Here is a 20,071-nt window from a genome sequence, read left to right on the forward strand (position 1 = left end):
TAAAGATACATGGCGCCAGGGACTTTGTTTTTTAAAGTGTGGCGCCGATGCTGCGCTCAGTTCAGTCTGGGGCGAATCAACATGGGAGCAAACTGATGCAGGTAATTGAGCATGGCCAAAATCCAGCACAGACCAGAGACATGCAGCAAAGGCAGGCTCCAACTGCTGGGGATCAGGGCCAACAAACGCAAGACGCAGGCAGCAATCAGAAAACCGTAACCCAGCACGACTTTGGGCGTGGCACGCAAGGGGCGACCCAAATGACCTAGAGCGGTACGGGTCAGCATGCCGATAATCATGATGCTGAAACCGGCCAAGCCCACAATATGTACCGGCCAGGCAGCGCGTAGAATCCAGCCTGCTTCATAGGCAGCAGCACTTAACAAGCCGATAGCCAGACCGGCATAGCCCAGGTACAAAATCCACAACAGGGGGGTGTGACGGCTGGCCCACGGTTTCCAGCGTACCCACTGAAAGCAGGCAATCAAGCCCAACGCAGCCAGAACCATAGCCAGAGCCAAGCGCCAGGGGCTCAGTGACAAAGCAATGGCGATGGCGCTCAACCCCATTTGCCAATGACCGCTACGAGTTTGAGCAGGTAGGCTCAAACCCGGCAAGGCACGCATGGCAAAGAAGGGAATGATGCGGCGAGCAATCAGCAAGGTGATCAAACCCATGGTCCAGAAACCGCTGTAGAAGTAGGGCATGGGATCTTGCCCTTGCAGCAGGCTGTACATGAACAGGGCATGGCTCAGGCCCAAGGCCAGCATGGCAAGGGGGATGCCGTAATTGCGTTTGTTGCGAGCGATCAGAATCACACGGGCCAGTTCAGCGGCGGCAACAGCAAAGAACAAGGCGTCCAGCAGCAAGGCGGCGATCAAGCCGTTGGGAAGCAACAGGCTCAAACGTGCCAGAATCCAGATCAAACACAAGGCCCCCAAAGAGGAGCCGCGCAGGGTGGGCTGTCCTGTCCAGGTGGCACTGGCTGTCAACAAAAATCCCACGGCAATGGTGCCGATAAAGGCCCAGAGCATTTCATGAGCATGCCAGTACAGGGAGGGGATGGCTGCATTGGCCAGCCAGCCGGGCGCATAGAGCCAGAGCGCAATGCTGGCCGCGCCCCAAAGCGTGGCTAAAAGATAGAGGGGTCGAAACCCCAGTTCCAGGAATGCGCGCCATTGTGGGCGAGTAGAGACGGGGGAGGCAGTTAAAGGAGTCATGGCAGATCAGTTAAAAGATGTATTTTAAATATATCTTAAAGGCCGAATAAAACATAGTCTCTTCAAGTGATGTTTGGCCTTATTCCTTGTCGCTCATATCCAGCGTGCTATCGATCATTTTGCGCAGCAGATAGACGATGGCCACGCGTTCTGCAGGGTTCAGATTGCCCATAGTCAGTTCGCTGATGGTATGGGCGCGCGGGATGACGCGATCGAGCAGTTCCTGCCCTTGTTGGGTCAGCTCCACAATCACCTTGCGTCTGTCATCTTTGTCCGGTGCCAGTTCGATCAGATTGCGCGACTTCAGGCGCTGAATAATGCCCCGTATGGTGGCCTGGTCTACCGCCGTGGCTTCGACCAGCTCGGTTTGCGAGCTGGGGCCGTGATCGCGCAGGGCGCATAAAGTCACGAACTGAATAGCGGTTAGCTGGGTGTCGCCCACGTAATGCTGAAAGATGGCCGTGTGCCGTTGGCCAGCCTTGCGCAGCAGGTGGCCGATTTGTTCGGTGACATCGTAGGACAAGGTTTGAGGCTCAGAAACGGGGGAGGTAGGCTGCATAGTCTTTCTGTCTTGTTGTGGAGTGGGCAGGCCAGTTGCGTAACAACTGGGCAAAGTATACCTGTCCAAGGAGCCGTTCACGCCTGATTCAGATCAGTTGCTATGCATATAAAGTATTTGCTATTGCAGGGTGTGCACCGCAATAAACAAGTCTACACACTGTTAAATTCATAAATTAAATAAATTTTATGCTTCGATGGTCAAGGCTTGCCTTTGTTTTAAATTTTTATTTTAAGCTGTTGATTTTAATCTGGTAATTGGTTTTAAAGCTAAGGTTATAAGCAGTTTTTCGATAGCTGATGGTAGGTATAAACCCTAGCTCAATCACCTGTTTTCATGCTTAAACTTAGTGTGTACACTACTAAAAAACATGTAGTGAGCACTTTTAATTTGTGCCGTGATTTGGAGCTAACGATGGAAAAAACAGTCAAGATTGCGATTGTAGGGGCCGGTCTTGGCGGAGCCGCTGCGGCGACTCTGTTGCAGCAAGCTGGCTTTGAGGTAGAAGTATTTGAACAGGCGCCAGAATTCTCGCGTTTGGGTGCCGGTATCCACGTGGGCCCCAACGTGATGAAGATTTTCCGCCGTATGGGTTTGGAAAAAGCGCTGGATGATATGGGCTCGCACCCGGACTTCTGGTTCAGCCGCGATGGCGAAACGGGCGACTACCTGTCCCGTATTCCGTTGGGCGAGTTTGCCAAGAAAGAATACGGTGCGTCGTACATCACCGTGCATCGTGGTGATATGCATGCTTTGCAAATTGACAGCATCAAGCCCGGCACCGTGCACTTTGGCAAGCGTTTGCAAAACCTGGTGGATCGGGGTGACGACGTGCTGCTGGAGTTTGCCGATGGCACCAGCGTGACAGCTGACATTGTGATTGGGGCTGATGGTATTCACTCCAAGATCCGCGAAACCCTGCTGGGTGTCGAAGATCCGATTTACAGCGGCTGGGTGGCCCACCGTGCCCTGATCCGTGGTGAGAATCTGGCCCGTTTTGCCGATGAGTTCGAGGACTGTGTGAAATGGTGGACCGATGACCGTCACATGATGGTGTACTACACCACTGGCAAGCGCGATGAGTACTATTTTGTGACTGGTGTGCCACATCCGGCCTGGGATTTTCAGGGGGCGTACGTAGACAGCTCGCAAGAAGAGATGCTGGCCGCATTTGAAGGCTATCATTCCACGGTTCAGAACCTGATCAAATCGACCGAAAGCATTACCAAGTGGCCATTGCGCAACCGCAATCCGCTGCCTTTGTGGAGCCGTGGTCGTCTGGTCATGTTGGGTGATGCATGTCATCCCATGAAGCCACATATGGCCCAAGGTGCTTGCATGGCGATTGAAGATGCCGCCATGTTGACTCGCTGCTTGCAAGAGACCGGTTTGTCGGATTTCCGCACAGCCTTCGATCTGTACGAGCTCAACCGCAAAGAGCGCGCGACGCGTGTTCAGTCCGTGTCCAACGCCAATACCTTCTTGCGCACGCAAGAAGATCCGGCCTGGGTTTACGGCTACGACCTGTACGGTCAGGACCTGAAGTCCAGCTAAGCCGTGCGCTGCGCTGAACTCGGGAGCGATCCGGGTGCAGCGCATCAATCTGATCGGGTCCCGCTGTGCATGGCCTCTCTATAGGGATAGAGCTGGGCATGTGCAGTCGGGAGTCACTGTTGATACATCATTTCTCATCCGTAAACAGTCTGCAGCCCAATGGGGGGAGTGCGGACGTGTTCAGGGTCCTGCTGTGTTCTGTCAGGCGCTGTTTTTAGGCAGTTTTCTGGTTCACCAGGCATACCAATAATTATCTGGAGATATACAAGGTGCATTCATCCATCCAAAGTCCCACGGCGGTGCCTGCAGGCCGGGACGGAAACGGGGATCTCTACAAAAAGATCGTCTGGCGTCTGATCCCATTCCTGTGCTTTTGTTATTTGGCAGCGTATCTGGACCGCATCAACGTCGGTTTTGCCAAGCTGCAAATGCTCGATCATTTGCAATGGAGTGAGACAGCGTACGGCCTGGGGGCCGGGCTGTTCTTTCTGGGTTACATCCTGTTCGAGGTGCCCAGCAATTTGATTTTGGAACGTGTCGGTGCCAAGCTGTGGATTGCCCGCATCATGATTACTTGGGGCATCTTGTCTGGCCTGACCATGTTTGTCACCACACCTACGCAGTTCTACATTCTGCGTTTTGTGCTGGGTGCGGCAGAAGCGGGTTTCTTGCCAGGTGTGCTGTACTACCTGACCCTGTGGTTCCCTACCTACCGACGCGGCAAGATCATTGCCTTGTTCATGATCGGTTTGCCCCTGTCCAGCGTGATTGGTGGTCCTTTGTCCGGTTGGATTATCGGTCACTTTGATCACATGAACGGCTGGCGTGGTTGGCAGTGGTTGTTTCTTTTGGAAGCGATTCCCAGCGTGCTGCTTGGTATTCTGACTTTCTGGGCCTTGCCGAACAACTATCAGTCTGCGCAGTGGCTTAGCAAGGAAGAGAAGTCTCGGCTGGCTGCTGATCTGGCTGCCGACGATGCCGAAGGCAAGGGCGTCAAGCACAGCTTTAAAGATGGTTTCTTCAACCTGAAAGTGTGGATGCTGGGCGGGATTGACTTCTCCATTCTGCTAGGCACGTACTCCATCAGTTTCTGGATGCCGTCCTTTATTCGTGCTGCCGGTGTGCAAGACCCCTTCCAGATTGGTTTGATGACGGCGATTCCCTCGCTGGCCGGTGTAGCAGGCATGTTGATGATTGGTGCCAGCTCGGACCGTTGCCGTGAACGTCGCTGGCACTTGATCGTGCCGCTGACCATCGGTGCGATTGCCTTGGTTGCCAGTACTTTTGTGGCTCATCACGCCTGGTTGACTGTTCTGGCCTTTACGGTGGCCTCGGCTGTGATTATGGGTGCTGTGCCTGTGTTTTTCAGCTTGCCGGCTACCTTCTTGAAAGGTACTGCAGCAGCAACGGGTTTTGCGCTGGCATGTTCCTTGGCCAATATTGCCGGTCTGGTCAGTAACTCCTTGATTGGTTGGGTTACCGACCTGACCGGTTCGGGCAGCGCCGCTTTGTGGCTGTTTGCCGGTAGTTTGATGGTGAGCTGCTTGTTGGCATACGCCTTGCCTGCCAAGCAGGTGAACCGCTAAGTTGCTGTTTGTTCCTGCAGGCTGAAACACAAAAACCATACCCGGCTCTTGGCCGGGTATGGTTTTTTATAGTTGCGGCGTCTTGAGAACGCCGCTTTGACGAACCGCAGTGACGGGTTTGTGGCCGACCACTGATCAGGATCAGGCAGAAACCTTGCTGCCTTGCTGCAACCAGGCTTGCAAATCAGCGGTTTCGTATAGAACCTGTGCGCTCAGAACGCGCAAGCCGTGCGGGCCGCTATCCAAAATACGGTGCTCGCCTTTGGCTTGTTGCAGTTCCAGCTCGCTGTCAGGCAGCGTCATCAGGTGGCGAGCCACGGCAATCAGTTGTTCGGGCGGGCAGCAGGGGCTGGATTCAAAATGTCCGACTTCTTTACCGTTTTGGCGCAGGATCAGGCGTAATGGATTCATGATGTTGTTGCCGTATCGGAGACGGGCCAGTAAAAGTTGTTGGGCGTGGCGCGTGCACCAAAAATGGCTTGGCCAACGCGCACAATGGTGGAGCCTTCGGAAATGGCGACTTCATAGTCACCCGACATACCCATGGATAGTTCACGAATGTTTTCAGCGTGGGCAATGTCGTTGCGCAGTTGATCACGCAAATTGCGCAGCAGGGCAAAGCAGGGCCGTACCCGCTCCGGATCGGCGTCCATCAAAGCCAAGGTCATCAGACCTTTGACTTTCAAGGCAGAAAATTGTGGCAATTCGCGCACGAAAGCGTGTACTTCTTCGGGTGGCAAACCGAACTTGCTGTCTTCGCTGGAGGTGTTTACTTGCACGAAGACGTCCAGGCTGCGGCCTTCAATTTGTAGACGGCGGTCCAGCGCTTCAGCGGTCTTGAGCTTGTCCAACGCATGAAATTCAGAGGCAAAGCGCGCAACGGACTTGGCTTTATTGCTTTGCAGGTGTCCAATAACAGCCCATTCCAAATCTGGCAGTTCTTCGCGTAGCGCTTCGTACTTGCCTTCGGCTTCCTGCACCTTGTTCTCGCCCAATAAGCGACAACCGGCCTGGTAGGCCAGGCGGATGCGGTCAATCCCGAAGGTTTTGCTGACAGTAAGTAAACGGACATCGCCAGCAGCACGCCCATAGCGTACGCAGGCAGCATCAATTCTTTGTTGTACCAGGGCAATGCGTTCCCGAAATGCCTCTACACTGGTGGAGGTGGGATAATGCTCGGTGTGAAGTAGATCAGGGGCGGATTCGGACATGGCGCACCAGTAAGGAAGAAAAAAAAGATAAACTCGACCCTGCGGGTCGCGCATAAACTATTATGTCATAGGTCAAAATGAATATCCAGGGAAGCAACGCGAAGGAACTTTTCGATGATATCCGACAGCAAGTGGCACTGGGGCGAATTGCTCCGGGCCAGATTTTGCCGCCGGTACGCGAGCTGGCTCAAACACTGGGATTGAACCGGAATACGGTAGCCCTGGCATACAAGCGCCTGGTCTCGGCCGGGGTGGCCGATGCACAAGGACGTCGTGGCACACGGATCCGTGAGGCGATCCGGGAGCTGGCACGCGAAGGGCATGGCGCCAGCTCGGCCTTGCAGGATTTGGCCAGCGGCAATCCGGCGCTGGGCTATTTGCCTGCGCCCACCCAATTGACGGCTGGGGTACGCGGTCAAACCCAGGCTCTGTACGGTGCGGACCCTCTGGTGCCTGAGTTGCGTGCCGTGTGTCAGCAGGTGTTTCATAAAGACACACCGCCAGACACCGATTATCACGTCAGCTACGGTGCGGTCGATGCAATCGAGCGTTTGCTGCAAGCCTTTTTGCTGGCGGGCGATAAAGTCGGGATTGAAGATCCTGGCTATCTGAACAGCATCAACTCGGTGCATACGCTGGGCTACAAGCCAGTGGGTATTGAGGTCGATAGCGAGGGGATTGTGCCGGCCTCGCTGCAAGCCGCTTTGGAGGATGGCCTGCGCGCTTTGATCTTGACACCACGTGCGCACAACCCCACGGGATGCTCACTGAGCCGTGCTCGTGCCAAGCAGATCGAGCAAATTCTGAAGCAGTATCCCGAATTGCTGTTGATGATTGACGACCACTTCTGGATGCTGGCCAGCAGCCCTTACCGAAACGTGATTCCTGCCGATCATTTGCGCTGGGCTTTGATTCGTTCAGTGTCCAAGGGTCTGGGGCCGGATTTGCGCGTGGCTCTGGTGGCGTCGGATCTGCAAACCAGCGAACGCTTGTCGCAACGTTTGGCTTCGGGGGCGCAATGGGTCAGCCATCTTTTACAGCAAATGGTGGTTCATGGGCTGACGGATGCCGAGATCAAGGCGCAGACTCGTGTTGCGCAAGCTGCCTATGTGCAGGCTCGCGCCGACTTGATGCACGCCTTGAAAAAGCAGAGCATTCCTTTTTGGGATAGCGAGGAAGGCTTCAATCTGTGGATTCCGCTGGATCGGGAAGCCGAGCCGGTATTGGCGGGATTGGCTGCACGTGGCTGGCTGGTGCGATCCGGACAAGTCTTTGGTGTGAGCAGTCCTGCTCAAGGCTTGCGTGTCAGTTTTGCGAATCTGAATGCTAAAGACGCCCAGCGCTTTGCGACAGATTTAGCCCAAGTCCTGCAAGAACGCTATTAGTCACTATCTTGCTGCTTCTAACGGAGTAGCAAGATAGTGAACTCTCTTACGCGCCCATCCAGATCGTTAAAAGGGGCGCTATTTTTATGGGCGCACGATATTTATTTGGCCGGGCGATTGCTGATCCACTGTACTGCCAGCACACTGCCCATCACCAAAATAATGCCCAGCAGGCTGGAGCCTGTCATGGCCTGACCTAAAATCAGCCATCCCAGAATCACGGCGGTCAGCGGACTGAGCAGGCCCAGCGAGGACACGGCCACAGAGGGCAAGACGGCAATCCCGCGGAACCACAGGGTATAGGCCAGCAGCGCACCGACCAGACACAGGTAGAGGTAGCCGCCGATTTGTACGCCGCTCAAGGAGTTGTCCAGTGGTGGGTCCAGCCATAAGGCCAGAGGGGCAAGCATCAAACCGCCCAACATCAATTGCCAGGCCGTGAAAGCCAGAATCGGCATGCCACTACGCCAGCGGTGCGACAAGTAGGTGCCCATGGCCATGCACAAGGCCCCGACAATGGCCGCGACCATGCCCCAGGTATCCCATTGGCTCTCTGGCGAAAGTAGCAAAATACCCATGCCGATGATGCCGATCACACAAGCGACCAAGGCCAGGGTGACAGGGCGTTTACCTTCTAACGCCCAGGCCAGGGCAATCACCACCAAGGGTTGAGCTGCTCCTACGACGGCGGCCAAACCACCCGGCAAGCGGTAAGCCGCAACGAATAACAGCGCCTGAAATGCGCCAATATTCAAGGCCGCCAGAATCAGGGTACGCCCCCAATCACCTCGGGCAGGCATGCGTCGGCTCCACAAGAGCAGCATCACGCCAGCGGGAAAGCAGCGCAAAAAGGCCGCGATGAAAGGGCGATCGGGCGGTAGGATTTCGGTGGTCACAATGTAGGTGGAACCCCAGATGGCGGGGCCTAATGCGGTCAAGGCCGTCACCAGCCAGAGAGAAAGTCGGTTCATGATAAAAGTATCTTGATGTCGAGATAAATGCCAGTGTAGGGATGATTTATCTTAATATCAAGATAAATATCGAAATCGAGAGATCATGAGCGAAGAACACGACGCGGTAGACCTGATCATCAATCAGTGGCGCGAACAGCGGCCAGACTTGCAGAACCTGGACGCCATGGCCTTGTTGGGCCGCATGACGCGCTGCTTCCAACTGGTCCAAAAACAGATGAGCGACAACTTTAGACGTCACGGCCTGCAGTTGGGCGAGTTTGATGTGCTGGCCAGCCTGCGCCGCTCCGGCCCGCCGTACACCTTGGCACCCACCGCTTTGTTTTCCACCTTGATGGTCAGCTCCGGCACTATGACGCATCGTTTACAGGGCCTGGAAAAGCAGGGCTTGATCGAACGCATTGCCGACCCGGAAGATGCCCGCCGTATTCTGGTGCGTTTGAGCCCGGCGGGTCTGGCCTGTGTGGATGCGGTTGTGGTGGACCATTTGGCCAATGAAGAAAATTTGCTGGAAGGTCTGGATGCCACGCAGCGGCAAAGTCTGGATACCTTGTTGCGCGACTGGATGCGCTTGTTGGAGTCGCGCCAGGCTTGAAGGAGTGCTAAAGTAGCTGGATATATACACAGCCTGCTTATGACCCCGCCCGAGCTTCCTCCTTTTTACTATCTGCATAATTTCCATCAGGTTTTGCAGTGGGTACAACACACCAGTTCCGACCTGCTGGAGCCTGAACACGTCCAGTGCGGCCATCGTTTTGTGCATGCTTCCCAGCCTGCACAAGCCCTGTTGGTGCGCTTGCTGATGCGTAAAGGCCCGGTGTTTCGTATCGACAAGTTGCGTTATGCCGAGATCGAAAACCTGGATGCGGCAGTGCAAGAGCTGGCGGCTTGCGAGCTAATAGAAACCGATCCTGAGCTGGATCTGGAAACCTTGTTTGCCGTCCATACGGTGCCCGAGCTGCGTCGCTTGTTCAGTGATCTGCCAGCCGCCGGGCGCAAATCGGACTATCTGGAATGGATTGGGCAGGCTCACGGTGAACAGGCTCGGCCTTTTACGCAGTGGTGTGCCGATCCAGTCCTGCAAGCTCCCACACTGCGCCTATCACCGCAAGTCATGCATTGGGCACAGCGTTTGCAGTTGCTGTTCTTTGGCAACCATTATCAGGACTGGTCCGAGTTTGTGATGAGCGATCTGGGCCTGTATCGCTACGAAACCGTGGTTCTGGATCAGGCCAGTCGGGCGTTTCGCCACAATGAGGACGTGCGCTTGTATGAAACCTTGTCCGAGCTGCGAGACGCACAGGATGAGGCCGACCCCGATCTTTGGATACAGCGCTTTGCCGCCGTTCAAGCAGTTGAGACTGACAGCGACTGGCTGCAACGACGTAAGGCAAAAACCCTGTTCCAGCTAGGCCAGCAAGCCGAACGTCAACATTGGTGGGCCTTAGCCGAACAAGCGTATTTGCAGACAAGCTGGCCGGGAGCCCGTTACCGCCAATTGCGGGTATTGGAGCGTCAGGAGAATCATCAAGGTGCCTGGCCCTTGTTTTGTCAGGCGTGGAACCAGCCCGAAAATGAAAGCGAAACCCAGAAGTTGCTGCGTATGTTGCCTCGCATGCGTCGCAAACTGGCGGTAGACGCTCCGCCCAGCTCGCCTTCCAATAAACCCGCAAGCCGCACACAACGCAGTGATCTGGTTTTGTTCGATGACGGCAATCGGGTCGAATCGCAGGTGCTGGCTCATTGGGACAGCCCCTTGGCACCTGTGTTTTACGTAGAAAATGCCTTGTTCCCGGCCTTATTGGGCTTGTTGAGCTGGGAGGCTATTTTTGCTCCCTTGCCTGGTGCGTTTTTCCACCCCTATCAAGCTTGTCCAGCCGATTGGGGTAACCCGGACTTTGTATCGCGCAGGCAAAATTTGTTTGAGCAGTCTTTGAGTGTGCTGGACGGCGCAGACTATAAAACCGTGATCTGGCAACGCTGGCAGGAAAAGCGTGGCATACAGTGCCCCTTGCTGATCTGGCCTGCCTTGGATGAAACCTTGATCGAGCAGGCCTTGCATTGCATCCCCGCCCAGCACTTACAACTGGTGTTCAAGCGTATCTTGCAGGATTGGCGGGATAACCGTTCCGGCCTGCCGGACTTGGTGCGCTTCATGCCTACCCAGCAAAGCTATGAATTGATTGAGGTAAAAGGCCCCGGAGACCGCTTGCAGGACAACCAGCGGCGTTGGCTCAGTTATTTCGAGCAGCACGCCATCCCTGCGCGTGTCTGCTATGTGACTCGGCCTGAATCCACATGAAAGCCTGGACGGTCGGCGTACGCGCCTTATGTGAATTTACCGCCCGCAGCGGGGATCTGGACCTGCGCTTTACACCTGCGGCCACGGCACAGGAAGGTATCCTGGGCCACCAGCAGTTAAAGCTGCGTCGCCCCGAGCACTATGAAGCCGAAGTGCCGCTGTCCTATGAGATGGAAGGGCTAGTGGTGCGTGGTCGAGCCGATGGGTTTGATCCCGTCAGCAATTGTCTGGAAGAGCTGAAAACCTATCGAGGTGCTTTTGATGCCATTCCCGAGCACCATAGACGCCTGCACCAGGCGCAAGCCAAAGTCTATGCGGCCATGCTTTGCCAGGCGCGCGATTTGCCGGGAATGACCGTCAGCGTGGTGTATTACCACGTGGACAAGCACAAAGAAACCAGTGTCTCTGAATACCTGGGGCGCGCGGATCTGTGGGCCTTTTTTGAGCAGCAATGCCGCTTGTATCTTGAGTGGGGGCGGCAGGAGCAAAAGCATCGGCTGGCGCGTGATCAAGCTTGTACTGCTTTGCAATTTCCCTTTGATCAGTTTCGTGCGGGTCAGCGGCAACTGGCCGTAGCCGCGTTCCGGGCTCAGCGCGATGCACAGTGCCTGTTAGCCCAAGCGCCAACCGGTATCGGCAAAACCTTGGCAGTCGTATTTCCCGGCCTGAAAGCCATGCCGGAGGCGGGACTGGATAAGCTCTTTTATCTGACGGCTAAAAATTCGGGTCGGCAAATGGCCTTGGACGCCTTGCAGCGTTTAAACCCAGAAGGTGAGGGCGCGTGGCGGGTGCTGGAAATGGTGGCCCGCGACAAGCAGTGCCCCAATCCGGATAAAGCCTGCCATGGCCAATCCTGCCCTCTGGCCGAAGGCTTTTACGACCGGCTTCCTGCGGCCCGTCAGCAAGCTCTGGAGCAACCCATGCTAACTAGCCAGCGCTTGCAAGAAGTGGCTAGCAAACACCAGGTCTGCCCCTATTACTTGAGCCAGGAAATGCTGCGTTGGGCGGACGCCATTGTGGGCGACTACAACTATTTTTTCGACACACATGCGGTGCTGTATAGCCAGACTCTGGTTCAGCAATGGCGCAGCGCTGTTCTGGTGGACGAAGCACACAACTTGGTAGAACGCGCCCGTTCCATGTATTCCGCGTCCTTCTCGCAAGCGCAGTTGCGCATGGCGCGTAAAGCCGCGCCTTCGGCCTTGAAGCGTCATTTCACGCCATTGACTCGCTTGATGGAGGATTTGATACCCGAGGAAGGGGGCGATCAATGGGGGCTGGAAAAAATCCCGGAGGATCTGCTCGAACAGTGCGACTATCTGGCTGCCCGCTTAGGGGCCTATGTGGCTGAGAACCCCATGCCGCAAGACAGCCCCTTGCTGCAGTTTTATTTTGAGCTGCTGTACTTTGTGGACCTGGCCGGACAGTTCGGCTCGCATTCCTTATTCGATATTTTGGCGCAGCGCGATGGTGTGCTCCTGAACCTGCGCAATATTGTGCCTGCTCCGTTTCTGGCTGAACGCTATGGCGACGCGCATGGTGTGGTGCTGTTCTCCGGCACCATGAATCCCTCACAGTTTTATCGTGATGTCTTGGGTTTGCCGCCAAGTACAGCTGAGTTGAACGTGGCATCGCCGTATCGGGCCGAGCAACTACGGGTACGCCAATATGCTGGCCTGTCCACGCGCTATGCTGACCGGGCCCAGAGCCTGGGCGGGGTCTGCGACATTGTCGGGCAGGCCTACCAGGAGCAGCCGGGCAACTATCTTTTGTTCTTGAGCAGTTTTGACTATCTGGAGCAAGTTAGCCAGGCCTTGCAGGAGCGCTGGCCGGATATGCCGCTTTGGCATCAGCAGCCGGGCATGAGCGATCTGCAAAGAACGCAGTTTCTGGACCGCTTTACGCTGGACGGAACGGGAGTAGGTTTGGCAGTGCTGGGAGGGGCGTTTTCAGAAGGGGTAGATTTACCCGGCAAACGCTTGATCGGTGCTTTTATTGCCACCCTGGGTTTGCCGCAATTCAACCCGGCCAATGAGTCGGTGCGGCAAGTCATGGCCCGGCTCTTTGGGGAGCGGCGGGCCTATGACTATACCTATCTGTATCCGGGACTACGCAAGATTACACAGGCCGCGGGTCGTGTGATTCGTGATGAACAGGATCAAGGTTTTGTGTATCTGCTGGACGAGCGCTATGGGCAGCGGCGGGTGCAGCAGTTGCTGCCGGACTGGTGGCAAATTGAGCAGGTGCGGACTGACGCTCGTTCTGCGCAATGACCTCGGTAATGATCTGCGCGGTGGCCGCTGACAGCGTCCAACCTAGGTGGCCGTGGCCAGTGTTGTAGTACACGCCCGGGCGGCTGCCTGCTTTTACGCGCGGCATCATGTCCGGCATCATGGGACGCAAACCAGCCCACGGTACAACACGATCGGTCGCGGCATCGTGGAAGTTGCGGCGGGTCCAGTTGGTCAGCGGGGCGATACGGTCGGCGCGAATGTCCTTGTTGGCACCGTTGTATTCCGCCGTACCGGCCACGCGCAGACGATCTTTGCCCAGGCGGCTGGTCACAATCTTGGCTTCTTCGTCCAGCAAGCTGACCCAAGGGGCGGCATGTTGGGCTTCGGGCGTATCCAGATACACCGAAATCGAATAGCCTTTGACGGGGTAGATATTGATGTAGTCGCCCAGCATATGGGCCAAGTGACGGCTGCCTACGCCAGCGCACACCACCAAGGAATCGACAGACAGCGTATGGGTGTGGGCTTCAGCGCCTTCACCGGTACGCAGCTGGATACGGTGTGGTGGGCCACAATCAATACCCAGAACTTCTGTATCTTGCAGGAACTTCACGCCGCGTTTGGCGCAGGCATCGGCCAGACCGCGTGTGTATTTGTGAATATCACCCGTGGCGTCCGAAGGCGTAAAGAACCCGCCGTAATAGGTGCCTTGCAAGGCAGGTTCAATCTGGTGGATTTCCTCGTTGGTAACGGTTCGGCGCTCCAGACCGCCTTTTTGCAGCAGTTGGCTGACTTTCTTGCCAGACTCAAAGCCGCCGGGGGTGTGGTAAATGTGCAGAATACCGCGCTGTTCTAGGTCGAAATCAATGTTTTCGTCCTTGGCCCATTGGTACAGATTCTCGCGGGCGGTAATGGCCAGCTTGACGGTGTCCACGGTGTTGCGCTCGTAACCGGAAATCGCGCCTACAAACTGTGCCATCCAACTGTATTTGTGCCAGCTTGGCTTGGGGTTGAACAGCAGCGGGGCGTCTTTGCGCATCATCCACTTCAAGCCCTTGAGTATGGTGCTGCGGCTGTTCCAGACCTCGGCATTGCACGCGGATAACTGCCCGCCGTTGGCAAACGAGGTTTCCATGGCGGGGTAGCGCAGGCGGTCGATAACGGTAACTTGATAGCCTTTCAAGCTGAGGGCGTAGGCGGTGGTGATTCCGGAAATACCGGCGCCAATGACGGCAATATGCGACATAACAGGCTCCTGACAGGTGAATTACCACCGAGTAGTGGCAATACCCCATCTGTCCTGTGACCTGAGAGTTTATCCAACCGATGTTTCAGGCTGGGCTCCTTCGGTGGGCGTCATGCGCCGCTCTCCAGAGTGTCGGGCTGGTACGATCCTTTTGCCTGAGAGATTCCGGGGTGGTTGCTCCGTCGGCGCCTGACTGAACAGGTCTCTTTCATACCGCCTGTAGTGACGCAACTACAGTAGCTGTGCTTACAAAAGTTTGCAATCAGGGTAAACCGGGAGCTGCATGCAGCGCTTGGGGGATTTCTATGGATAGATGCAATTGTTGGCTAAGCCCGGAAAATTGTTGAGACTGCCGGTCCTTGATACCGAGTTATTACTTACTTTTTCGCTTAATGTGGGCCCGACATGTCGTTGATTCCCGACCGGTGCTTGTTTCTTTATGGACTTAGTCCAGGCGGTAATGCGCACCCAGACTGCGTGGTCGATCCAGGGCGGCCCGGGTAAGCAGCCAGGCGGTGTCCAGTTGCAGGCTGAGGGTCCGTTGATCCAGGCTGGGGGGCAGAAGGCTAATTTGCCCGCGCCAATGGTCCAGGGTGTGCAAGGCCTGAAGCAGTCCTAGGTGATTGCGTAGCAAGCCGACATGCTCTTGCATTAAGTTGCGCAAGGCGGGCAGAGAAGGGGGATTGTTGGTGGATGAGCTGTGGTTTTTATGGCTGCCGTTGCTATAGCTATTGTTTCCGTCATATTGGCAAGCTTTGTCGTTGTTGGCGATGATTGCGTTTTCCAGTGCATCGGCTGCCGTGGCTGTCATAAGGGAGGGGCGTGGATTCGAGCTCGAACTAGAGTTCAAACCCAAACCCCAATGGGGGCCGACATTAGCCTGTGAACTGGAACTTGGATTTGAGTTTGTGTATGAACATGAACTTGAAATCGAACTTGTAGTTGCAGCATCTGTCTCCGGGACCAAAGCTGAACGCTGGGTCCTCTTGCTTCTAGCAATCGCCTCGGCCGCCGCCCGCCCCATGACGACGCACTCCAGCAAAGAGTTGCTGGCCAAGCGATTTGCCCCATGTAAACCTGTGCAGGCTACTTCCCCCACGGCATATAGACCAGGCACCGTCGTGCGGCCTGACATGTCTGTTTGAATTCCCCCGCAACTGTAGTGCGCGGCAGGCGCAACCGGCACCCAGTCCCGACGTAAGTCCAGGCCCCGGCATAAACCTTCTTCCAGGGCTTTGGGGAAATGCTGCTGTAAGGTATCCGCACCAAGATGGCGTACATTCAGCCAGACATGGCTACTGCCTTCTTGCCGCATATGTGCGGCAATAGCGCGCGACACAATATCGCGTGGGGCTAGTTCCCCTCTGGCGTCGTAAGCTGGCATGAAGCGGCGGCCTTGCTTGTCCAGTAAATGACCACCCTCACCACGCAAGGCCTCAGTCAGCAAAAAGGTCGGACCCTCTGCATGCAGGCAGGTCGGATGAAACTGCACAAATTCCAGATCCCGTATGGCAGCGCCTACGCGCCAGGCTAAGGCAACCCCTTCGCCCAAGGCGCTATCGGGATTGGTGCTGTGCGCATACAGGCTGCCCAGCCCGCCTGTTGCCAGCACGACATGGTCCGCCAAAATGGTTTCGTAGCGGTGGGTGTGTTTGTCGTAAATATCCACGCCAGCCACTGCGCCTTGTTCGTTGCGGCGCAGAGTCAATGCCAGACAGTCTGTACGCTGCTGAACATGAGGGGCTTTAGCCAATTGAGGAGCCAAAGCCTGCATGATGGCGTAGCCGCTGGCATCGGCCGCATGCACGATGCGCCGCCGACTGTGCCCACCCTCACGGGTCAGATGCAATTGGCCATCTTCGGTTCTGTCCAGAGGCACCTGCCTTTCCAGTAGCCAATGCACTGCATCTGGCGCGGCTTGCAAAATCCCTCGTACTGCCTCCTTATCCGAGTGCCGAGCGCCGGCTTCCAGTGTGTCTTCAATGTGTTGTTCCAGGCTGTCTTGGGCACTGAGCACAGCCGCCAGACCACCCAAGGCCATCGGGCTGGCCCCGCAAGGAACGGGGGCGCTACTGAGTAAAGTGACATGCATCGAGGAAGGCAAGGACAGGGCCAGACTGGTGCCTGCCAGCCCCGCACCGATGATCAGCACCTGCGTCTGTGTTGAGCCTGAATGCATTAAGCGGCTCCTACATGTTGGAATTGCTGGCTGTGCTCGGCCAAGTCCGCACTGACGCGTAAATTGCTTTGCTGAGCAGCCGCAAAATCCATCATGCGTTGCAAGGAGCGTCGTGCGCCCTCACGTAGATCGGGGGCCACTTGAATACCAGGGCCTGGTTGACTGAGACGTTGACGCAAAGCCTCCAGACTGTTCAACGCCATCCAGGGGCAATAGGCACAGCTTTTGCAGGTGGCACTCTCGCCCGCAGTTGGTGCTGCCAGAAAGGTTTTGCCCGGCGCCTGCTGGCGCATGGCATGCACAATCCCTTGATCGGTGGCGACGATAAAGGTGTCGGCAGGATGATTGATGGCAGCGCGCAGTAGCTGCGTTGTCGAGCCAACCACATCCGCCAGCGCAACAACAGAAGCGGGTGATTCGGGATGAACCAGAACCTGGGCATCGGGGTGCTCACTCATCAAAGCCTTCAAACCATCGGCCTTGAATTCGTCATGCACCAGGCATGAGCCTTGCCAGAGCAGCATATCTGCACCGGTTTGTTTTTGGATATAGGAGCCCAAATGACGATCCGGTGCCCACAGAATCTTTTTCCCTTGTGCGTGTAAATGCCGCACGATGTCCAGGGCGATGGAGGACGTCACAACCCAATCCGCCTGTGCTTTGACGGCTGCGCTGGTATTGGCATACACCACCACTTCCCGGTCTGGATGCGCAGCACAAAACTGCTTGAAATCCTCGGGGGCGCAACCCAGATCCAGCGAACACGTCGCCTCGTCATGTACAGCCAACACACGTTTTTCAGGGCTCAAAATCTTGGCCGATTCGGCCATGAAACCCACGCCGGCCACCAACACTGTGCTGGCCGTATGCTCCTGCCCAAAGCGCGCCATCTCCAGGGAGTCACCCACGCAGCCGCCAGTCTCCAAGGCTAGATCCTGAATATCGGGGTCCGTGTAATAGTGGGCGACCAGCACGGCGTCTTGCTCCTTCAACTGCTTGGCCAAGGCTTGCTTCAGCGCGGCTTTATCGCTTTGCACGCTGAGTTTGGGAGGGACGTCGTGCCAGGTGATTTGACGACTCAAAGCATCCTGAGAGTCCGGCTGGCAGACATCAATGGGATAGCGCTGTATCATGTTTGTCCTTGATGCTCATTTTGAGCATAAATGGATGAAAAAAATGGGAAATGGGAATTTCTGAACGAGAAATCGTATGTCTCTCTTGTTATGCTTTTTTTGAGCATAAATAAAAAATCAGCATTGTGCAAGCGCAAGAACGGAACAGAGGAATAAAAAAGAGGGGTGCCCTGCTTTGGGTTTATGTGCCCAAAGCAGGGGGAGATCCTGTTAAGGCGCGGGATTCGGTGTGTGGTGATGAATCGCGTTGATCTTGGCGATCAGCTCATCGTTCAGTTGAACATCCGCACTGGCGATGTTCTCGCGCAGTTGTTCCAGTGTGGTCGCACCGATCAGATTGCTGCTGGTAAAGGCTTGCTGATTCACCCAGGCCAGGGCCAATTGAGTGGGCGTCAAACCGTATTCGCGAGCCAGCTCGTTGTAGGCCAGCGCGGCTTCACGGGCACGCGGTGCATCGTAGCGGGTAAAGCGGTTGTACAAGGTCAAACGTCCTTTTTCGGGGCGAGCGCCGTTGTCATATTTACCCGTCAACACACCCATCGCCAATGGCGAATACGCCAGCAGACCTAGACCTTCATAACGGCAGAATTCGGACAGACCTTCTTCAAACACGCGGTTCAGCAAGTTGTAGGGGTTCTGGATGGTGGCAATCAAAGGCAGGGAGCGCGAGCGAGACAACTCCAGAAAGCGTGAGACACCCCAAGGCGTTTCATTGGACACACCGATGTGACGCACCTTGCCTTGACGCACAAACTCGTCCAGTACCGAGAGGGTCTCTTCGATAGGGATGGTGTCTTCTTCTTTCCACGGGTAGCTACGCTGTCCAAACGTCACCGTACTGCGATCTGGCCAGTGCAATTGATACAGGTCCAGATAGTCTGTTTGCAACCGACGCAGGCTGTCATGCAGGGCTTGTTCCAGATTCTTGCGATCCAGGCTGGTGCCGCCATTGCGGATATGACCAGGGCGCTTGGGGTCACGTTGGGGACCGGCAATTTTGCTGGCCAGAACAATGTCCTTGCGGCGGCCGGTTTTAGCCAGCCAGGTGCCGATATATTGCTCGGTCAAACCTTGCGTGGCCGCCATGGGGGGAACAGGGTACATCTCGGCGGTATCCACCAGATTCACACCCAGTTCCAGGGCAAGATCCAGTTGAGCGTGCGCATCGGCCTCGCTGTTCTGTTCCCCGTACGTCATGGTGCCCAAACCAATCAGGCTGACGTCCAGGTCTGTATTGCCCAGCTTGCGGTATTTCATTTACTTCGACTCCCGAAAGCGCAGGGCCGGGCGGCCCTACAAACCGTGCATGGTAGCGTATTTAGCCTGCTTGCCGGTGTGCTGATTGAACTGATTCTTTATAAAAAAACCATCGCAAGTTATTTACGATGGTTTTGTGTTGAGGTACTGCTGTAGTACTGAGCGATTTCAGGCCGCCTCATCATGCTCCGGCAAAGCAGGTGGAGCAGGCAAAGGACGACTAGGCAGCAAAGGTAGGCCGTGCTTGCTGCGCAAACGCTGGCAATCCACATTGGGGCTGCCATCCAGCTCCCAGATCTGGTAATCGCGACAGGGGGTGGGGCGATCCGGATAAATAGCGCAATGAATCCCGGGCTGGCCCAACGTTCCGCGCAAGGCGATACAACGACCTTCACCTTGCTCGGTTCCCTTCATGCAGGCGCGTAATGGACCAACCTGGGTGGTCAACTCGACCGGCACCGTACCGCCCGTTTCACCGCTTAGTTCACCGCTGTAAAAAGAGACCCGAAAATGTGAACAGCACACGCCGCAGCTTAAACAGGGGTTTTCATCAAAAATCTCGTCATTGGGAGGCGTATAAAGCACCGTCTCCAGTGTGGTTTCCTGAACGCCAGGTAAATCCAGCAGTTGAGTCGGGGTAGGCGGGAGAGAAGAGCAAGTCATGTGCGTAGGTGTCCCGTAGCGGCCGCAGATCCGTTTCAGACGAGATCGATGATCTGCAGGCGTAAAGCAATTATTTTATTTTTGCCTGAAGAACTTGAATAGAAAAATCGTGTGGTGATGGGCTAGCTTGATGCTGGCTGGAGACAGATTGTGTGTATCCATATGTTTCATTGCTCTGCCTAGCCAGGCGGGGCGTGAATTTCTGAAAATCTGCTTGTTTTTTTGTTTAATACTTATAAAACAAAGGATTGCACGATTTCTTTGGCCTGAGGAGCTAATTTTGCAGAGAGTCCATAAAAAAAAGATCATCTTTTTTATAGAAAAACACGAAATAGTGTTGACAGCCCCATAGGGAAGATCTATTATTTCATTTCTTCACCGCAGGCGGTTAGCTCAGTTGGTTAGAGCGCTACGTTGACATCGTAGAGGTCGCTGGTTCGAATCCAGTACTGCCTACCAGAATACATGCACACAGCACCAAGCTGTGCCAAGAAAAGCCCCAAAGATCAATGCTTTGGGGCTTTTTTGTTGCCCAGCGTTCCAAGCTGCGCCAAGCCCCGCCAAGGTATTT

15 protein-coding genes, 1 tRNA gene, 1 pseudogene and 2 riboswitches are annotated in these 20,071 nt (G+C 55.5%); of the genes and pseudogenes, 7 read left to right on the forward strand and 10 right to left on the reverse strand.

Going from position 1 to position 20,071, the window contains the following annotated elements; genetic code table 11:
• Nucleotides 1-56 precede the first annotated feature (56 nt).
• Nucleotides 57-1,220, reverse strand: coding sequence for an NnrS family protein (locus AC6I6N_RS02250; protein WP_094196519.1), 1,164 nt, complete (start codon nt 1,218-1,220; stop codon nt 57-59).
• Between the two features lie 79 nt (nt 1,221-1,299).
• Nucleotides 1,300-1,779 carry a MarR family winged helix-turn-helix transcriptional regulator gene (locus tag AC6I6N_RS02255; RefSeq protein WP_094196520.1) on the reverse strand — a complete coding sequence of 160 codons (480 nt, stop codon included), beginning with the start codon at nt 1,777-1,779 and terminating at the stop codon, nt 1,300-1,302.
• 414 nt (nt 1,780-2,193) lie between these two features.
• Between AC6I6N_RS02255 and AC6I6N_RS02260 the strand changes: the two genes are divergently transcribed.
• Both AC6I6N_RS02260 and AC6I6N_RS02265 read left to right on the forward strand, forming a co-directional pair.
• Nucleotides 2,194-3,333: an FAD-dependent monooxygenase gene (locus tag AC6I6N_RS02260; RefSeq protein WP_009454531.1), complete on the forward strand. Its 1,140-nt coding sequence runs from the start codon at nt 2,194-2,196 to the stop codon at nt 3,331-3,333.
• Nucleotides 3,334-3,602: 269 nt separating this feature from the next.
• Complete coding sequence (locus AC6I6N_RS02265; protein WP_094196521.1) at nt 3,603-4,919, forward strand: MFS transporter; 1,317 nt, start codon at nt 3,603-3,605, stop codon at nt 4,917-4,919.
• A 141-nt stretch (nt 4,920-5,060) separates the two neighbouring features.
• On the opposite strand, the gene AC6I6N_RS02270 is transcribed toward AC6I6N_RS02265, so the two are convergent.
• Both AC6I6N_RS02270 and AC6I6N_RS02275 read right to left on the reverse strand, forming a co-directional pair.
• Nucleotides 5,061-5,330 (reverse strand): hypothetical protein, encoded by a 270-nt coding sequence (locus AC6I6N_RS02270; RefSeq protein ID WP_094196522.1) that lies wholly within the window; start codon nt 5,328-5,330, stop codon nt 5,061-5,063.
• Complete coding sequence (locus AC6I6N_RS02275; protein ID WP_094198331.1) at nt 5,327-6,130, reverse strand: YggS family pyridoxal phosphate-dependent enzyme; 804 nt, start codon at nt 6,128-6,130, stop codon at nt 5,327-5,329. The genes AC6I6N_RS02270 and AC6I6N_RS02275 overlap by 4 nt, the downstream gene beginning before the upstream one ends.
• 77 nt (nt 6,131-6,207) lie before the next feature.
• Between AC6I6N_RS02275 and AC6I6N_RS02280 the strand changes: the two genes are divergently transcribed.
• Nucleotides 6,208-7,515, forward strand: coding sequence for an aminotransferase class I/II-fold pyridoxal phosphate-dependent enzyme (locus AC6I6N_RS02280; RefSeq protein WP_094196523.1), 1,308 nt, complete (start codon nt 6,208-6,210; stop codon nt 7,513-7,515).
• 101 nt (nt 7,516-7,616) lie between these two features.
• Here AC6I6N_RS02280 and AC6I6N_RS02285 read toward each other — a convergent pair whose 3' ends face one another.
• On the reverse strand, nt 7,617-8,486 hold the full coding sequence (locus AC6I6N_RS02285; protein ID WP_395029715.1) for a DMT family transporter: 870 nt from the start codon (nt 8,484-8,486) through the stop codon (nt 7,617-7,619).
• An 85-nt stretch (nt 8,487-8,571) separates the two neighbouring features.
• Between AC6I6N_RS02285 and AC6I6N_RS02290 the strand changes: the two genes are divergently transcribed.
• The 3 genes and pseudogenes from AC6I6N_RS02290 to AC6I6N_RS02300 all read left to right on the forward strand — a co-directional run.
• The gene (locus AC6I6N_RS02290) at nt 8,572-9,081 is read left to right on the forward strand and encodes a MarR family winged helix-turn-helix transcriptional regulator (RefSeq protein WP_125277831.1); all 510 of its coding nucleotides are present in this window, start codon (nt 8,572-8,574) and stop codon (nt 9,079-9,081) included.
• Nucleotides 9,082-9,120: 39 nt separating this feature from the next.
• Nucleotides 9,121-10,788, forward strand: coding sequence for a VRR-NUC domain-containing protein (locus AC6I6N_RS02295; protein WP_497942973.1), 1,668 nt, complete (start codon nt 9,121-9,123; stop codon nt 10,786-10,788).
• A 797-nt stretch (nt 10,789-11,585) separates the two neighbouring features.
• Nucleotides 11,586-12,962: pseudogene (locus AC6I6N_RS02300) on the forward strand (ATP-dependent DNA helicase); the annotation flags it as partial.
• Here AC6I6N_RS02300 and AC6I6N_RS02305 read toward each other — a convergent pair.
• The 5 genes from AC6I6N_RS02305 to AC6I6N_RS02325 all read right to left on the reverse strand — a co-directional run bounded on the left by AC6I6N_RS02305 (nt 12,907) and on the right by AC6I6N_RS02325 (nt 19,422).
• Nucleotides 12,907-14,268 carry a D-amino acid dehydrogenase gene (locus AC6I6N_RS02305; protein ID WP_497942974.1) on the reverse strand — a complete coding sequence of 454 codons (1,362 nt, stop codon included), beginning with the start codon at nt 14,266-14,268 and terminating at the stop codon, nt 12,907-12,909. The pseudogene AC6I6N_RS02300 and the gene AC6I6N_RS02305 sit on opposite strands and share 56 nt — an antisense overlap.
• 48 nt (nt 14,269-14,316) lie before the next feature.
• Nucleotides 14,317-14,397, reverse strand: a riboswitch (glycine riboswitch).
• A 4-nt stretch (nt 14,398-14,401) separates the two neighbouring features.
• Nucleotides 14,402-14,489, reverse strand: a riboswitch (glycine riboswitch).
• Between the two features lie 224 nt (nt 14,490-14,713).
• On the reverse strand, nt 14,714-16,447 hold the full coding sequence (gene nadB / locus AC6I6N_RS02310; RefSeq protein WP_497942976.1) for an L-aspartate oxidase: 1,734 nt from the start codon (nt 16,445-16,447) through the stop codon (nt 14,714-14,716).
• The gene (gene nadA / locus AC6I6N_RS02315; RefSeq protein WP_497942979.1) at nt 16,447-17,580 is read right to left on the reverse strand and encodes a quinolinate synthase NadA; all 1,134 of its coding nucleotides are present in this window, start codon (nt 17,578-17,580) and stop codon (nt 16,447-16,449) included. The genes nadB and nadA overlap by 1 nt, the downstream gene beginning before the upstream one ends.
• Nucleotides 17,581-17,790: 210 nt before the next feature.
• Nucleotides 17,791-18,837, reverse strand: coding sequence for an NADP(H)-dependent aldo-keto reductase (locus AC6I6N_RS02320; protein ID WP_108727397.1), 1,047 nt, complete (start codon nt 18,835-18,837; stop codon nt 17,791-17,793).
• 168 nt (nt 18,838-19,005) lie between these two features.
• Nucleotides 19,006-19,422: a YkgJ family cysteine cluster protein gene (locus AC6I6N_RS02325; RefSeq protein WP_094196532.1), complete on the reverse strand. Its 417-nt coding sequence runs from the start codon at nt 19,420-19,422 to the stop codon at nt 19,006-19,008.
• A 460-nt stretch (nt 19,423-19,882) separates the two neighbouring features.
• Here AC6I6N_RS02325 and AC6I6N_RS02330 point away from each other — a divergent pair.
• Nucleotides 19,883-19,959 (forward strand) — tRNA-Val (locus AC6I6N_RS02330).
• Nucleotides 19,960-20,071 lie beyond the last annotated feature (112 nt).

The organism is Alcaligenes sp. LTN-3, from assembly GCF_059735605.1.

Coding starts and splice junctions, on each gene's coding strand:
- AC6I6N_RS02250 (WP_094196519.1), bottom strand. CDS start 1,220: ATGACTCCTTTAACTGCCTCCCCCGTCTCTACTCGCCCACAATGGCGC.
- AC6I6N_RS02255 (WP_094196520.1), bottom strand. CDS start 1,779: ATGCAGCCTACCTCCCCCGTTTCTGAGCCTCAAACCTTGTCCTACGAT.
- AC6I6N_RS02260 (WP_009454531.1), top strand. CDS start 2,194: ATGGAAAAAACAGTCAAGATTGCGATTGTAGGGGCCGGTCTTGGCGGA.
- AC6I6N_RS02270 (WP_094196522.1), bottom strand. CDS start 5,330: ATGAATCCATTACGCCTGATCCTGCGCCAAAACGGTAAAGAAGTCGGA.
- AC6I6N_RS02275 (WP_094198331.1), bottom strand. CDS start 6,130: ATGTCCGAATCCGCCCCTGATCTACTTCACACCGAGCATTATCCCACC.
- AC6I6N_RS02280 (WP_094196523.1), top strand. CDS start 6,208: ATGAATATCCAGGGAAGCAACGCGAAGGAACTTTTCGATGATATCCGA.
- AC6I6N_RS02285 (WP_395029715.1), bottom strand. CDS start 8,486: ATGAACCGACTTTCTCTCTGGCTGGTGACGGCCTTGACCGCATTAGGC.
- AC6I6N_RS02290 (WP_125277831.1), top strand. CDS start 8,572: ATGAGCGAAGAACACGACGCGGTAGACCTGATCATCAATCAGTGGCGC.
- AC6I6N_RS02295 (WP_497942973.1), top strand. CDS start 9,121: ATGACCCCGCCCGAGCTTCCTCCTTTTTACTATCTGCATAATTTCCAT.
- AC6I6N_RS02305 (WP_497942974.1), bottom strand. CDS start 14,268: ATGTCGCATATTGCCGTCATTGGCGCCGGTATTTCCGGAATCACCACC.
- nadB (WP_497942976.1), bottom strand. CDS start 16,447: ATGCATTCAGGCTCAACACAGACGCAGGTGCTGATCATCGGTGCGGGG.
- nadA (WP_497942979.1), bottom strand. CDS start 17,580: ATGATACAGCGCTATCCCATTGATGTCTGCCAGCCGGACTCTCAGGAT.
- AC6I6N_RS02320 (WP_108727397.1), bottom strand. CDS start 18,837: ATGAAATACCGCAAGCTGGGCAATACAGACCTGGACGTCAGCCTGATT.